The organism is Tessaracoccus sp. MC1865, assembly GCF_017815535.1.
Taxonomy (GTDB): Bacteria; Actinomycetota; Actinomycetes; order Propionibacteriales; family Propionibacteriaceae; genus Arachnia.
Genome location: NZ_CP072596.1, coordinates 973509 through 987922 on the forward strand (window position 1 = coordinate 973509; position 14414 = coordinate 987922).

Consider the following 14414-nt stretch of genomic DNA (forward strand, 5'->3'; position numbering starts at 1 on the left):
CGATTGTTGCGTATCTATAACGATCAACTGCAGCGCAACAAATGTCCCAGCCACGGAGCGGTATTGTCGGGTTGCCCCATTGAAACCGGACCAACAAGGAGGATCTTCGTGAAGAAGTCCCTGCTCAGCCTCGTTTCGGTCGCTGCGGCCAGCGCTCTCGCGCTCGCCGGCTGCGCCGAACCGCCCGCCACCACCGAACCCGGCACGGAAACTTCCGCGGCCGTTGAGACCAGCGCCGAGGAAAGCCCTGGCACGGAAGAGAGCCCCTCGACGGAGCCCTCGACCGACGCGTCGGCCTCGGCCAGCGCGTCCGGCAGCGTGGACGCCGCAGACTTCACCGCCTGCATGGTCTCCGACGCCGGTGGCTTCGATGACAAGTCCTTCAACGAGACGGCCTACAACGGCCTCATGCGCGCCAAGGACGAACTCGGCATCGCCACCAACCAGATCGAGTCCAACGCCGAAGCCGAGTACGCCGGCAACGTGCAGGCCATGATTGACGCCAACTGCAACATCATCGTCACGGTCGGCTTCGCTCTCGCCAACGCCACTGAGGCCGCAGCCAAGCAGAACCCCGAGACGAACTTCGCGATCGTCGACTATGGCTCGTTCGAAGGCGTCGACAACGCCAAGGGCCTGCTGTTCAACGCTGCTGAGCCCGCGTTCATGGCCGGCTACCTCGCCGCGGGCATGAGCCAGACCGGCACCGTCGGCACCTTCGGTGGCGCCAACTACCCCACCGTTTCCATCTTCATGGACGGCTTCCACGAGGGTGTCAACTACTACAACGAGGCCAAGGGCGCTTCCGTCAAGGTCATCGGTTGGGACGAGGCCAAGCAGGACGGCCAGTTCATCGGCGGCAACAACCCGTTCGGTGACATCCCCGGTGGCAAGAACACCGCCAACACCCTGATCGCTCAGGGCGCTGACGTGCTCCTCCCCGTGGCCGGCCCCGCCGGCATCGGCGCTCTCCAGGCCGCCCAGGAATCCGGTGGCAAGGTCAACGCCATCTGGGTCGACACCGACGGCTACGAGTCCGCTCCTGAGTACGGTGCTCAGATCATGACGTCCGTCGAGAAGGGCATGGACGTCGCAGTGTTCGAGGCCATCAAGTCGGCCCTCGAAGGCAGCTTCTCCTCCGAGCCGTACGTCGGCACCCTGGAGAACGGTGGCGTTCTGCTGTCCGATTACCACGACTTCGACAGCAAGATCCCGGAGGAACTCAAGGCCGAGGTCGAGCAGGTCAAGGAAGACATCATTGCCGGCACCATCGAAATCACGTCGCCCAGCCAGCCCTGAGCTTCGCTGAGTTGACCCAGGGGAGGGGCGCAACGGCGCGTCCCTCCCCTTTCTTCGCACCGTCCCACAGGGTTTCGGCGCCGCCCTCAGGCCGCGCCGTCCTCGACCCGCTACGCTACGAACCACGCCGCACCAGGCGAGGGGAGGAACTCCGACGTGACAGTAACCACCGCGCAGGCACCGACGCTGACGCTGGACCACATCACCAAGCGATTCGGATCGCTGACGGCCAATGACGCCATCACCGTGGACATCACGCCGGGGCGCATCCATTGCCTCCTGGGCGAGAACGGCGCCGGCAAATCGACGTTGATGAACATCCTCTTCGGGCTCCTGCAGCCGGACGAGGGCGAGATCCGGATGGGTGATGAGGTGCTCAACCTCACCAACCCGAAGCACGCCATGGCCAAGGGCATCGGCATGGTGCACCAGCACTTCATGCTGATCCCGGTCTTCACCGTCGCGGAGAACATGGTGCTCGGCCGCGAACCCGGCAGCGGGGGCCTCCTCGACATCAACTCCGCCCGCAAGGCGGTGCGCGAACTGAGCGAGCGCTACAACATGTTTGTGGACCCCGACGCGCTGGTCGAAGACCTGCCGGTGGGCATCCAGCAGCGCGTGGAGATCCTCAAGGCCCTCGCGGGCGGCGCGCAGTACCTCATCTTCGACGAGCCGACGGCGGTGCTCACTCCGCAGGAGATCGACGAGCTGATGCTCGTGATGAAGGCCCTCCGCGACGAAGGCAGGGCGATCGTCTTCATCACGCACAAGTTGCGCGAGGTGCGCCAGGTCGCCGATGACATCACGGTCATCCGCCGCGGCAAGGTCGTCGGCAAGGCGGAGCCCGGCGCCTCCGAGGCCGAGCTGGCCACCATGATGGTGGGCCGTTCGGTGTCGCTGAAGGTGGACAAGAAGCCGGCGGAGCCCGGCGAACCCCGCCTCACGATCAATGAATTGACGGTGGCCGCCCCGTCGGGTCAGGTCGCCGTCGACCACCTCAGCCTGGATGTGCGCGGCGGCGAGATCGTGTGCATCGCCGGCGTGCAGGGCAACGGCCAGACCGAACTCGTCGAGACCCTGCTCGGCACCAGGACGGCGCTCAGTGGCACCGCCACCCTCGACGGCTTGGACATCACCCGCGCCAAGCCGGCGAAGACCATCAAGGCCGGCCTCGGCTACGTGCCGGAGGACCGGCACCGCGACGGCTTCATCGGTGAGTTCTCCATCGCGGAGAACCTCGTGCTCAACAACCTCGACGAGTTCTCGCGCGGCGGTTCGCTGCAGCTGAAGAAGATCGCCGACAACGCGGTGGCCCGCATCGAGGAGTTCGACATCCGCGCCGGCTCGCACACCCAACCGGTGCGCTCGCTCTCCGGCGGCAACCAGCAGAAGGTGGTGCTCGCCCGCGAGCTGTCGCGCGACCTGTCACTGCTCGTCGCGAACCAGCCCACCCGCGGCGTGGACGTCGGCGCCATCGAGTTCCTCCACACCCGCATCGTGGAGGAACGCGACCGCGGCACCGCTGTGCTGCTCGTCTCCACGGAACTGGAGGAAGTCGAGTCCCTCGCGGACCGGATCGCCGTCATGTACCGCGGCAAGATCGTCGGCATCGTGCCGCCGGACACCCCGCGCAATGTGCTCGGCCTCATGATGGCCGGCATCAGCCACGAGGACGCACTCGCCACGATCAAGGAGGCCGGCAATGAGTGACAAAGTGAAGGCACCCCGTCCGGCGTGGGTCACCTCCGCCATCATCACGGTGGCCTCGCTGATCCTCGCGTTCATCGTCGGCTCGTTCGTGATGGTGTTCACGGACGCCGAGGTCGCCTCCACGTGGGGCTACTTCTTCTCCAGGCCCGGCGACGCGCTCGTCGCGTCGTGGGACAAGATCTCCGCCACGTTCTACGCCATGTGGGTCGGCTCCATGGGCTCCTGGGTGGCCATCACCAACACGACGGCGGAGGCTGCGCCCCTGATCTGCGCGGGCCTCGGTGTCGCCGTGGCGTTCCGCGCCGGGCTGTTCAACATCGGCGCCCAGGGCCAGGCGATGCTCGGCGGCCTGACGGCCGCCTTCATCGGCTTCAGCATCAAGGGCCTGCCGATCTTCATCCACCTCCCGTTGGCCATCGTCGTGGGCATCGTGGCGGGCGCCATCTGGGGCGGCATCGTCGGCCTGTTGAAGGCGAAGACCGGCGCGCACGAGGTCATCGTGACCATCATGATGAACTACATCGCCGGTTCGTTGTTGGCGTTCCTCATGCTGCAGCCGGCATTCCAGACGCCCGGCCGTGCAGACCCGATCTCGCCGGTCCTGGAGTGGACCGCCACGCTCCCGCGCCTGGCCGGTACGCGGCTGCATCTGGGCTTCTTCCTGGCCATCGTCGCCGCCATCGTCTGCTGGTGGCTGCTGGAGCGCACCAAGTTCGGCATCCACCTGAAGGCCGTGGGCCTGAACCCGAACGCCGCCGCCACCTCCGGCGCCAGCGTGGCCAACGTGACCATCCTCACCATGGCCCTCGCCGGTGGCCTCGCCGGCCTGGCCGGCGTGCAGGCCGTGACCGCCCCTGAGCTCCTGACCGGCACGCCCACCCAGATGACCGGCACGATCATCGGCACGCTGGGCTTCGACGCCATCACCGTGGCACTGCTCGGTAGATCGAGACCACTGGGAGTGGTGCTCGCGGGCCTGCTGTTCGGTGCCCTCAAGGCTTCGCGCCGCACGATGGTCACGATGGCCAACACGCCGGACAAGCTGACAGACCTCATCCAGGCCCTCGTCGTGCTGTTCGTGGCCGCGCCCGCGTTCGTCGCGTGGCTGCTGCCGTTCCTCAACGAGCGCAAGACCAAGCGTCGTTCCGTTCCTGTCGCGAAGGTGGCTGAAGCATGAGCACCCAGACCCTGCCCATCCCGGACAGCGACCTGCGCCTCGTCAAGAAGGTCGAGTCGCCGGAGGCGAAGGCCCAGCGACTCTCCACCGGCACCCTGATCGCCGTCATGGGCGTCGCGCTGTTGGTCATGGCGTTCACCGTCAACAAGTCCGGGCGGATCGCCCTGTCCGATGCCTTCTCCGAGGTGCAGTTGCCCACGCTGGAACTGCCCGGCACCGCCACGGTCCTCATCGCGGCCCTGCTGGTACTCGGCGCCGGTATCGGCTACCTCACCGGGAAGCTCAGCGGCAGGATGCGCACGCTGGCGGCCGTGGTCGCCGGCCTGGGCATCGTCGTCGGCTTCCTGGTGTGGGCCGCGGCCAGCTCACCGCTGCCGTTCACCCTCACCAGCCAGCTGAACCTCACGCTCGAATACGCGACGCCGCTGTTCTTCGGCGTGCTGGGTGGCGTGCTGGCGGAGCGGGCGGGCGTGGTGAACATCGCCATCGAGGGCATGTTCCTCACCGCGGCGTTCTCGGCCTCGCTGACCTACAGCATGACGCAGTCGTTCGTCGCGGCCCTGTTCGCGGCCGCGTTGGCCGGCGTCATGATGGCCGGGATCCTGGCGCTGTTCACGCTGCGTTACCTGGTGGACCACGTCATCATCGGCGTCGTCATCAACGTGCTGGCCACGGGCCTCACGGGCTTCATCTACCAGCAGTTGGTGGCCAAGGACATCGCCACCTACAGCAACGTGCGGCCCATGCTGCCCATCCGGATCCCTGGCCTGGCGGACGTCCCCTTCCTCGGGCCCATCCTGTTCACGCAGCGACCCCTCACCTACATCGCGTTCGTCGCGGTGCCGCTGGTGTGGTTCCTGCTGTTCCGCACCAAGTGGGGCCTCCGGGTCCGCTCGGTGGGCGAACACCCGCACGCTGCAGACACCGTCGGCATCAACGTGCTCTGGACCAAGGCCTCGGCCGTGCTGCTCGGCGGCGTGTTCGCCGGCATCGGTGGCGCGTACTTCACCATCGGCTCGGTGGGGTCGTTCCAGGACAACAACCCGACGGCGGGCAACGGCTTCATCGCGCTCGCCGCGGTGATCATGGGCCGCTGGCACCCCGTCCTCGGCGCATTCGTCGCCCTGTTCTTCGGCTTCGCCCGCGCGCTGGCCCAGAACACGAAGCTCATGCAGCTTCCCATCCCCAGCGACTTCATCGAGATGCTGCCGTACCTGGCCACCATCATCGCCGTGGCGGGCCTCGTCGGACGCGTGCGGGCCCCTGCCGCAGACGGCGCGCACTTCATCAAGAGCCACTGATGACGAGCATCGACTGGGAGGCGCTGCGGGCCACCGCCCTCAGCGTCATGACCCGCGCCTATGCGCCCTACTCGAGGTTCCGGGTGGGGGCGGCGGCGCTGGTGGACGACGGGCGCGTGGTGAGCGGCTGCAACGTGGAGAACGCCGGCTACGGCGTCACGCTGTGCGCAGAATGTGGGCTGATCTCGGACCTCGTCGCCGGTGGGGGTGGGCGCCTGGTGGCGTTCACCTGCGTCGGTGGGGAGACGCGCGGCGAGGTGATCACGCCGTGCGGACGGTGTCGCCAGCTGCTCTTCGAGCACGGCGGCGCAGACCTGCTGATGGAGACCCCGGCGGGCATCGTGACCTTGGCGGAGATGTTGCCGCAGGCCTTCGGCCCCGCCAACCTCACCTGACCGCACGCCTCCCGCGGCGCTGCCGCTGGTGTGCGACGCAACGGGAGGACCGACGCGTCTACTGGTACGACACGAGGTGGGGCAACGGCTCGACCTGCGCCACCGTCTGCTGAGGCGTCAGCATGGGCAGGTCCTCGTCCTCGAAGTTCTTCCAGCCGAGGAACACGTTCTGGGGGAGGTCCTTCAGCAGCGCCTGCCAGGTGGCCTGCTTCGCCGGCTGGCCGCCCTGCCCGTCGGCATGCATGAGGTACTGGATCTCCGGGCGGCTGGTGTCGAGCCGCTCCCTGCCGATGACCATCCGGGGCTGGAACTGGTGCAGGACGAGCACCTTCGACGGCAGGTTGTTGTCGCGCACCAGGTCTGCCAGCCAGGTGCCCACGGCGTTGACCTCTTCGATCGCCACCTGCCCGATCTGACGCAGGTGCACCTGGTTGGGCTTGAGGCGCCACTCCGGATCGAGCGCCAGACCCACCGACGGGCGGCGGAGCAGTTCCTCGTACAGCTTGGCCTGCGTGAGGAAGTCGACGCGGCCGGGCTGGAGGTCGATGATGACGTAGATGTCGTTGGCCTCAGCGGCCTCGATCCACGGCATGATCGTCTCGATCGGTGTGCGGTTCGAGTAGGAACCGTCGGCCGTCTTCGACGCCGAGGCCACCGTGACGATGATCTCGAACGCCCCGATGACCTTCTCGTCGGGCAACAGTTGCTGGTATTCGGCGACGAGGGCGTTGACCCGGGTGACCGCCTGGGCGGGTGGCTGTTCGCCCAGCATGCCGAGCACCGGGGCCGTGGGGTGTCCGTAGAGCGCGACCATGCGTCGGCCCGGGAACGGGGTGGTGCCGCCGCCAGGCAACTCGGCCACCTGCGGGGTGGGCGAGGGCTCGGGGGAGGGGCTGCTCGGCTCCGGCGACGGGCTGGGCGACGCTGAAGCCGACGGGCTGCGGGGAGCCGTGGCCGGCGAGGCCGACGTCGGGCTCTGGGACGGGGGTGTCTCCGGCGAGCCTTCGTCGGTGCAACCCGTCGCCAGGGCGAAGCCCCCCGCTGCGGTTCCCGCGATCAGTGCTCTTCTGTTCAGCGCAGCCATTGCTACAGCTTGCCACGGATCGGGAGCAGCTCCCCGGCCTTGCCCGGTAACCTGAGCCCATGCTGAGCCTCGACGACTTGCGCGCGCTACCCAAAGTTGCGCTCCACGATCACCTCGACGGAGGGCTGCGCCCGGAAACCGTCATCGAGCACTGCGCAGCCAACGGCCACGAGCTGCCGACGACGGATCCGGAGGGTCTGCGCCGGTGGTTCTTCGAGGCCGCAGACTCCGGCTCGCTGGTGCGCTACCTGGAGACGTTCGCACACACGGTCGCCGCGATGCAGACCGCCGAACAGCTCGAGCGGGTGGCGCACGAGTTCGTCGTCGACCAGGCCGAGGACGGCGTCGTCTATGCCGAGGCGCGCTGGGCCCCCGCGCAGCACCTGGCCAAGGGGCTGACGCTGCAGCAGTCGGTCGAGGCGGTGCGCGACGGCTTGGCCTCGGGCATGAGGGCGGCCGCGGCGTCGGGCCACGCCATCGTCGCGCGGCAGATCCTCACCTCGCTGCGCCAGGACGACCCCACCGTCGAGATCGCGCAACTGGCCATCGACAACCGTGACGACAGCGTCTGCGGGTTCGACATCGCCGGAGCGGAGGACGGCTTCCCGCCGTCGCGTTTCGAGGGCGCGTTCCGGCTGCTCAAGAAGCACAACATGTTCTTCACCATCCACGCAGGCGAGGCCTTCGGGCCGCCCTCGATCTGGGAGGCCGTGCAACTGTGCGGCGGCAACCGCCTGGGCCACGGCGTGCGGATCGTCGAGGACCTGACCATCGAGGAGGACCGCGTGCGGTTCGGTCGGCTGGCGGGCTACGTGCGTGACGCCCAGATCCCGCTCGAGGTGGCGCCGTCGTCGAACCTCCAGACCGGCATTGCGGGGGAGATGAAGGACCATCCCATCGACCTACTGAAGGGCCTCCAGTTCAACGTGACCGTTAACTGCGACAACCGGTTGATGAGCGACACCAGCATGTCGCGGGAGTACCTCAAGCTGGTGGAGACCTTCCACTGGGACCTCGACGACGTCGAGAAGACCACAGTGGGTGCGATGCGCGCGGCGTTCCTGCCGCACGACCAGCGCGAGTCCATGATCCGCGAGGTCATCCGCCCGGCCTTCGCCGCCGCCCGCTGACGGCGAAAGGCCGGGACTGCTGGATCCACCGAAGGATGGATGCCTGCCGGGGGAAACCTGTGAGCGGAATCGCGACGATGGATACATGCTGAATCGACTCTTCCTCTCCGCCGGAACCTGGACCGCCCTCGGACTCGCCTCGGGCCTCTACTGGCGCGAAATGACCAAGATCAACGAGTTCACCGGCGACACCATGCTCTCGACCGCCCACACGCATGCACTGGCGCTCGGCACCCTGGTGTTCCTCGCCATCCTTGCGCTGGCCAAGGTGTTCCCCATCGCGGAGAAGAGCGCCAAGCTCTTCACGCTGCTCTACAACATCGGCCTCGGCTTCACGTTCGGCTCCATGGTGGTGAAGGGCACCCTCCAGGTGCTCGAGGCCCCCATCGCCACCTCCGCCATGTGGCCCGGCTTCGCGGGCCTCGGTCACATGATCCTGACCGGCACCTGGGTGTACTTCTTCGTCATCCTCGGCAGGGCGCTGAAGGCCGACGCCCGCCAGCCGCTGGACACCGCTACCGTGGAGGCGTGACGACCCCTTCCCGACGTGCCCACGTGGGCGTGGCTCGCGCGCCCAGGTGGTCGGCGTCCTGGTGGTTGAGGGCCGGCCAGGCGGTGATGTTCGTCGGGTTGCTGATCATCGCCAGCGTCCTGCCGGAACTCGGTTGGGCAGCTTTCTGGGCCTGGCCCGTGGCCGCCGTGACCCTGCTGGTGTTCGTGTTGGTCCTCCAGAGCGTCGACAGGATGGGCGCGCTGGGCCGCACGGTGTGGATGAGCGTCCTGTTCGCGTTGTCCACCACGCTGATGTGGCTCTCACCGAATTACCTGTGGATCGCCTTTCCGCTGTGGCTGCTGGGCGCGGCGGTGCTGCCGCTGCTGACATCCCTGCTGCTCACCGCCGTGACCCTCGCCGTGATCGTGACGGTGCTGAGCATGGGCGGAGGCGGCGGCGTCGGCTCCATTCTGGGGCCACTGTCGGGCGCACTGATCGCGGTGGGGCTTTCGCGCGGTGTGCTCAAGTTCGAGCACGAGGTCTCTGAGCACCGTCGCCTGCTGGACGAGGTGCTGCGGGCCCATGACGAGACCGCGCGCCTGCAGCGTGAGGCCGGTCAGTTGGCTGAGCGCACCCGGCTCGCCCATGACATCCACGACACCCTGGCGCAGGGCTTCTCCTCCATCGTGCTCCTTGCCCGGGCTGCGGGCCGTAAAGCCGCCGACGACCCGGCCCGGGACCTCATCGCCCAGATCGAGGCCACGGCGACGGAGAACCTCGCGGAGTCACGCCGCGTCGTCTACGCCTTGGCTCCCGAGGAGGCCGGCGCGGGTGGCCTCGCCGCACCGCTGCGTCGCCTGACGGCTGAGGTGGCCGAAGCGCTGGAAGCGCAGTGGGACGTCACCGTCGACCCCGAGCTGCCCCGGCTCGCCACGCCCACTGAGGTGGCGCTCCTGCGCGCGGCGCAGAACGCGTTGGCCAACGTGCGCCAGCACTCGCGGGCCGGCCGCGTCGGCGTCGAGCTGGCCCGCGCAGGGGACCACGTCCACCTTGACGTCGTCGACGACGGCATCGGGTTCGACCCGGCCGTCACGGTGGAGCGCACCATGAACGGGGGCTACGGGCTGCGCGCTCTCCGCGAGCGCCTCGCAGACCTGGGCGGTGAGCTCACCGTCGAATCGGAGCCGGGAGGTGGCACGGCCGTCACCGCCCGCCTGCCCCTCGTGCGGGCGGACGAGGCGTTGCCATGATCCGGGTACTGCTGGTGGACGACCATCCGGTGGTGCGGTCCGGCGTCGCGGCGCTGCTGAGCGGGGCCGACGCCATCGAGGTGATCGGGTCCGCAGCCACGGGCGAGGAAGCACTGCGGCTGGTGGACGAGTTGTCGCCCGACGTGGTCCTCTGCGACCTGAGGCTGGGAGAGGGACTCGACGGCGTGGGCGTCACCGAGGCGGTCAGACGCCGGCCCCGCCCGCCGGCGGTGCTGATCCTCACCACCTACGACAACGACTCCGACATCGCCAGGGCCGTCCTGGCCGGGGCCGCGGGGTACCTGCTCAAGGATGCGCAGCCCGAAGACATCATCGAGGGCATCGCCGACGCAGCTGCCGGGCGGCTGGTGCTCTCGCGCGACCTCGAGGTGCGCGTCGTCGAACGGATGTCGCAGGGCGTGCCCGCCGTGAGTGCGCGGGAACTCGACGTGCTGCGTTTGGTTGCCGAGGGCAGCACCAACCGAGAGATTGCCAGGCAGTTGTTCATCTCCGAGGGCACCGTGAAGACGCATCTGGTGCACGCCTTCGGAAAACTGGGGGCTGATTCGCGTACCGCCGCGGTCGCTGCGGCGCGCCGGCACGGCCTGCTGAGCTGACAGCTGGTGATCCTCGCCGGATGATCGCTGCCCAGTTCCCTTGCGGGCGACGGCGGATGCTGAACTCCTGAATGCCACGGGCGCTAATGTCGTGCCATGAGTGAGCCCAATGCACCCGTCACCCCGGTCGCTGACGCGAAGGACTGGACCTGGGTCACCGAGCGCCAGTGCCCGGAGTGTGGTTTCGATCCCGCGACGGTGTCGCCGGATGACCTGCCCGCGCTCATCCTGGGCGCGGCCGAGCGGTTTGAGGTCGCCGTCGAGCGGAAGGGCGCGGAGGAGCGTCCGTGGCCGGGGACGTGGTCGCCCATCGAATACGGGCAACACGTGGCGGACGTCATGGCGGTCATGACGGAACGCCTGGGCCTGATCCTCGACAGCGACGGCGCGGGCACCGAGTTCGAGGACTGGGACCAGGACGCCGCCGCCGTCGAGAAGGAGTACTGGAAGGCCAACGGCCACGCCACGGCCGTCCTCGTCAAGGAGCGGGCTGAAGCGGCGGCGAAGGCGTGGGCCGAGCCCGTCGGGGAGCAGTGGTCCTGGGCGGGGCTCCGGGGTAACGGCTCCGAGTTCACGGCGCAGTCGCTGGGCCTGTACTTCGCGCACGACCTGATCCACCACCTGCACGACGTCGCCGGCTGAGGGCCCGCACTCAGCCGCCGTTGAGGTAATGCCTCAGGTGGTCGCCGGTCAGGGTGCCCGCATCCATCAGGCCCTCGGGCGTACCCTCGTAGACGACGCGGCCACCGTCGTGGCCGGCGCCCGGGCCCACGTCGATGATCCAGTCGGCGTGCGACATCACGGCCAACGAATGCTCGATCACGATGACGGAGTTGCCGCGGTCCACGAGGCCGTGGAGCATCTCCAGCATCGCCTCGATGTCGGCGAGGTGCAGCCCCGTGGTGGGCTCGTCCAGCACGTAGACGCCGGCACCCTCGGCCATGCGGATCGCGAGCTTGATGCGCTGGCGTTCGCCGCCGGACAGGGTGGAGAGCGGCTGCCCGAGCCTGAGATAGCCCAGGCCCACCGCCAGGAGGCGGTCCAGGATCTTCTTCGGGGTGCCGGCGGTGAACACCTCGGCTGCCCTCCCGATCGGCAGCGCCAGCACCTCGGCGATGTTGAGGCCGTGCAGCCGGTACTGCAGCACCTCGTCGGTGAACCGTCGGCCCTCGCACACCTCGCAGGTGTTGGCCACGCCGGCCATCATGCCCAGATCCGTGTAGACGATGCCCAGGCCCTTGCAGTTCTCGCAGGCACCGGCCGAGTTGGCGGAGAAGAGCGCGGGCTTGACCTTGTTCTCCTTCGCGAACGCCAACCTGATGGGGTCCAGCAGACCGGTGTAGGTGGCGGGGTTCGAGCGGATGGAGCCGCGGATGGCGCTCTGGTCGACCACGCGGATCTCGCCGGCCTTCTTCAGCGCCCCAGACAGGATCGAGCCGTGGATCAGCGACGACTTGCCCGAGCCCGCCACGCCCGTGACCACCGTCAGCACCCCGAGCGGCACGTCGACATCGACGCCCTTGAGGTTGTGCGTCGTGGCGCCCCGGATCTCCATCGCGCCCGACGGCGTGCGCCGGTGGGTGCGCAGCGTGGGCTTGTGGTCCATCAGTTCGCCGGTGATGGAGCCGGACCTCCTGAGGCCCTCGAGGTCGCCGACGTAGACGATCTCGCCGCCGTCGGAGCCGGCGCCGGGGCCGATGTCGACGATGTGGTCCGCCCGCTCGATGACCTGCGGCTTGTGTTCCACGACGAGCACGGTGTTGCCCTTGTCGCGCAGCGACTGCAGGAGGTCGATCATCCGGTTGATGTCGTGCGGGTGGAGGCCGACGGTGGGCTCATCGAACACGTAGGTCACGTCCGTCAGCGCGGATCCGAGGTGACCCACCATCTTGACCCGCTGGGCCTCGCCGCCGGACAGCGTGCCGGATTCGCGGTCGAGCGACAGGTAGCCCAGCCCCACCTCCACCAGCGAGCCGAGTTGGTCCGCCAGCGCGGTGAGGACGGGAAGCGCCTTGGCTGAGGTGGTGTGGCCTGCCAGTTCCAGGACCCATTCGCGCAGATCAGAGACCTGCCATGCCAGCGCGCCGGGCAGCGTCACGCCGTCGACCTCAGCGGAGCGCGACGCCTCGTTGAGCCGCGTGCCACCGCACTCGCGGCAGGCGACGAAGGTGCCGATCCGCTCCGCGAATTCGCGGATGTGCTTTTGGCCGGCTTCCTTCTCCGGGTTGAGGAACTGGCGCTTCACGCGCACGACGATGCCCTCGTGCGTGGTGTTCATGCCCAGGAACTTCACCCGGGTGCCGGGGTCGTACATCAGCCGTTCGAGCTCCGCCGACGTGTAGTCCTTGACTGGCTTGTTCGGGTCGAGTTCCGGGTCCTCGCCGTACATCTTCCACTGCCAGGTGCCCACCCCGTAGCCCGGGACGGTGATGGCGCCGTCGTTGAGGGAGAGTTCGGTGTTGACGATGAGCGACTCGTCGACGGCCGACACCTTCCCGTTGCCCTCGCAGGCCGGGCACATGCCCTGTGGCGTGTTGAAGGAGAAGTGGAAGCTGGGTCCCACGTGGGGCGTGCCCAGGCGGGACCAGACCAGCCGCAGCAACGAGTTGACGTCGGTGGCGGTGCCGACGGTGCTCCGGCTGTTTGCTCCCATCCTTTCCTGGTCGACGACGATGGCGGCCGACAGGTTCTCCAGCCGGTCCACGTCCGGCCGGGCGGGGGAGGCCATGAAACTCTGCACGAACGCGGGGTAGGTCTCGTTGATGAGGCGTTGCGACTCCGCCGCGATGGTGCCGAACACCAGGGACGATTTGCCCGAACCGGAGACTCCGGTGAAGACGGTCAACTGCCGCTTTGGGACGTCGACCGAGACGTCCTTGAGGTTGTTGACGCGCGCACCGCGGACCTTGATCTGATCATGCTCTGCCACCGGGCAAGTATGCCCCCTCAGGAGTGGCCCCGGCCAGACCCCTTGGCCACCCCACCCGAGTGCTCACGGGGTTGACGGGGGACCGAGGGGGCGGGGGGCGGTGAAGTAATCTGGCGCAATGATCATCGAGGTCCCCGCCGGAGCGCCGCGCATCACGCTGCGGCATCTCGACGCGGACGGGCGCGCCTCAGATCTCGTCGGCCACCTCATCGCCGCCGACGACGACCGCCTGGTGGTGCTCCCAGAGGACAAGCCGGCCGTGTGGCTGCAACGCTCGATGGTGAAGAACCTGAAACGGGTCCCCGAACGCACTGTGCTGCCGGCCTCGCCCCCCGACGCCATGCAGCGGATGCTGGACCGCACCTGGCCCGGGCTGCGTCGCGCCCGGTTGGGCGGCTGGGTCCTCCGCGACGGCAACCGGCGCACCACCCGGGCGAACTCCACCCTGGTGGGCGGCGACCCCGGGATGCCGTGGAACGAGGCGCTCACACTGGCCGACGAGTGGCGCGGCCGGCCCACCATCCTGCAGGTGGTCATGGGTGATCCCGTCATCGACCTGGCCAAGGCCGCGGGCTACGAGTTGCGTGGCCCCACCGTCGTGATGGTGGCCCGGGCTGATGACCTGCCGTATGACCACGTCGAGGTCAAGAAGTCGTCTGAGCCCGACGAGGGGTGGCTCTCCATCTGGCGGGGTGGCCGCACGGACGCCGACCTGGTGGCGGAGATGACCAGCGCCCCGGCCACCTATGCGCAGATCCCGGGCATCGCCGTGGGGCGCGTCGCCCTGTGGGGTTCGTGGGCGGTCATCTCGTCGGTCGAGGTCGCTCCCGCACTGCGGGGCACCGGTTGGGGGCGGGCGATGACGCGGGCGTTGGTGGATTCGGTGGAGTGCCGCTTCGTCGCCCTTCAGGTGGGGGAGGAGAACACCGCCGCCCGCTCGCTGTACGCCAAGGAGGGCTTCGTGGAGCACCACACCTACGCCTACCTCTTCCCGCCCACCGCCGGATGAGTCCTTCGTAGCGTTCGCCC

The 14414-nt window shown here is 68.4% G+C and carries 13 protein-coding genes; 11 read left to right on the forward strand and 2 right to left on the reverse strand.

Annotated elements, in window-relative coordinates:
* Nucleotides 1-108 precede the first annotated feature (108 nt).
* The 5 genes from J7D54_RS04390 (at nt 109) to J7D54_RS04410 (ending at nt 5882) form a co-directional block, all read left to right on the forward strand.
* Nucleotides 109-1299 (forward strand): BMP family protein, encoded by a 1191-nt coding sequence (locus J7D54_RS04390; RefSeq protein ID WP_182764530.1) that lies wholly within the window; start codon nt 109-111, stop codon nt 1297-1299.
* A 156-nt stretch (nt 1300-1455) separates the two neighbouring features.
* Nucleotides 1456-3009, forward strand: a complete 1554-nt coding sequence (locus J7D54_RS04395) for an ABC transporter ATP-binding protein (protein ID WP_182764529.1) — start codon at nt 1456-1458, stop codon at nt 3007-3009.
* On the forward strand, nt 3002-4186 hold the full coding sequence (locus tag J7D54_RS04400; protein ID WP_182764528.1) for an ABC transporter permease: 1185 nt from the start codon (nt 3002-3004) through the stop codon (nt 4184-4186). The genes J7D54_RS04395 and J7D54_RS04400 overlap by 8 nt, the downstream gene beginning before the upstream one ends.
* A complete protein-coding gene (locus tag J7D54_RS04405; protein ID WP_182764527.1) occupies nt 4183-5487 on the forward strand; it encodes an ABC transporter permease in 1305 nt (434 codons plus the stop codon). Before J7D54_RS04400 ends, J7D54_RS04405 begins: the two co-directional genes overlap by 4 nt.
* Nucleotides 5487-5882: a cytidine deaminase gene (locus J7D54_RS04410; protein ID WP_182764526.1), complete on the forward strand. Its 396-nt coding sequence runs from the start codon at nt 5487-5489 to the stop codon at nt 5880-5882. The genes J7D54_RS04405 and J7D54_RS04410 overlap by 1 nt, the downstream gene beginning before the upstream one ends.
* A 58-nt stretch (nt 5883-5940) precedes the next feature.
* On the opposite strand, the gene J7D54_RS04415 is transcribed toward J7D54_RS04410, so the two are convergent.
* Nucleotides 5941-6966, reverse strand: a complete 1026-nt coding sequence (locus J7D54_RS04415; protein ID WP_182764525.1) for a hypothetical protein — start codon at nt 6964-6966, stop codon at nt 5941-5943.
* Between the two features lie 59 nt (nt 6967-7025).
* Between J7D54_RS04415 and J7D54_RS04420 the strand changes: the two genes are divergently transcribed.
* The 5 genes from J7D54_RS04420 to J7D54_RS04440 all read left to right on the forward strand — a co-directional run bounded on the left by J7D54_RS04420 (nt 7026) and on the right by J7D54_RS04440 (nt 11098).
* On the forward strand, nt 7026-8096 hold the full coding sequence (locus tag J7D54_RS04420) for an adenosine deaminase (RefSeq protein ID WP_182764524.1): 1071 nt from the start codon (nt 7026-7028) through the stop codon (nt 8094-8096).
* Nucleotides 8097-8181: 85 nt separating this feature from the next.
* Entirely contained in the window at nt 8182-8628 is a 447-nt protein-coding gene (locus tag J7D54_RS04425) for a DUF2871 domain-containing protein (RefSeq protein ID WP_182764523.1), read from the forward strand.
* The gene (locus J7D54_RS04430) at nt 8625-9839 is read left to right on the forward strand and encodes a sensor histidine kinase (RefSeq protein ID WP_182764522.1); all 1215 of its coding nucleotides are present in this window, start codon (nt 8625-8627) and stop codon (nt 9837-9839) included. The genes J7D54_RS04425 and J7D54_RS04430 overlap by 4 nt, the downstream gene beginning before the upstream one ends.
* Nucleotides 9836-10456: a response regulator transcription factor gene (locus J7D54_RS04435; protein WP_182764521.1), complete on the forward strand. Its 621-nt coding sequence runs from the start codon at nt 9836-9838 to the stop codon at nt 10454-10456. Before J7D54_RS04430 ends, J7D54_RS04435 begins: the two co-directional genes overlap by 4 nt.
* 96 nt (nt 10457-10552) lie before the next feature.
* The gene (locus J7D54_RS04440; protein WP_182764520.1) at nt 10553-11098 is read left to right on the forward strand and encodes a DinB family protein; all 546 of its coding nucleotides are present in this window, start codon (nt 10553-10555) and stop codon (nt 11096-11098) included.
* A 10-nt stretch (nt 11099-11108) separates the two neighbouring features.
* Here J7D54_RS04440 and J7D54_RS04445 read toward each other — a convergent pair whose 3' ends face one another.
* Nucleotides 11109-13385 carry an excinuclease ABC subunit UvrA gene (locus J7D54_RS04445; RefSeq protein WP_182764519.1) on the reverse strand — a complete coding sequence of 759 codons (2277 nt, stop codon included), beginning with the start codon at nt 13383-13385 and terminating at the stop codon, nt 11109-11111.
* A 118-nt stretch (nt 13386-13503) separates the two neighbouring features.
* Here J7D54_RS04445 and J7D54_RS04450 point away from each other — a divergent pair, with 118 nt between their 5' ends.
* Nucleotides 13504-14394, forward strand: coding sequence for a GNAT family N-acetyltransferase (locus J7D54_RS04450; protein WP_182764518.1), 891 nt, complete (start codon nt 13504-13506; stop codon nt 14392-14394).
* The last annotated feature ends 20 nt before the right edge of the window (nt 14395-14414 follow it).

Bases quoted from the DNA above. Each gene is read 5' to 3' on its own strand.
- J7D54_RS04415 (WP_182764525.1), bottom strand. From the start codon at position 6,966: ATGGCTGCGCTGAACAGAAGAGCACTGATCGCGGGAACCGCAGCGGGG.
- J7D54_RS04425 (WP_182764523.1), top strand. From the start codon at position 8,182: ATGCTGAATCGACTCTTCCTCTCCGCCGGAACCTGGACCGCCCTCGGA.
- J7D54_RS04435 (WP_182764521.1), top strand. From the start codon at position 9,836: ATGATCCGGGTACTGCTGGTGGACGACCATCCGGTGGTGCGGTCCGGC.
- J7D54_RS04450 (WP_182764518.1), top strand. From the start codon at position 13,504: ATGATCATCGAGGTCCCCGCCGGAGCGCCGCGCATCACGCTGCGGCAT.
- J7D54_RS04410 (WP_182764526.1), top strand. From the start codon at position 5,487: ATGACGAGCATCGACTGGGAGGCGCTGCGGGCCACCGCCCTCAGCGTC.
- J7D54_RS04420 (WP_182764524.1), top strand. From the start codon at position 7,026: ATGCTGAGCCTCGACGACTTGCGCGCGCTACCCAAAGTTGCGCTCCAC.
- J7D54_RS04400 (WP_182764528.1), top strand. From the start codon at position 3,002: ATGAGTGACAAAGTGAAGGCACCCCGTCCGGCGTGGGTCACCTCCGCC.
- J7D54_RS04440 (WP_182764520.1), top strand. From the start codon at position 10,553: ATGAGTGAGCCCAATGCACCCGTCACCCCGGTCGCTGACGCGAAGGAC.
- J7D54_RS04405 (WP_182764527.1), top strand. From the start codon at position 4,183: ATGAGCACCCAGACCCTGCCCATCCCGGACAGCGACCTGCGCCTCGTC.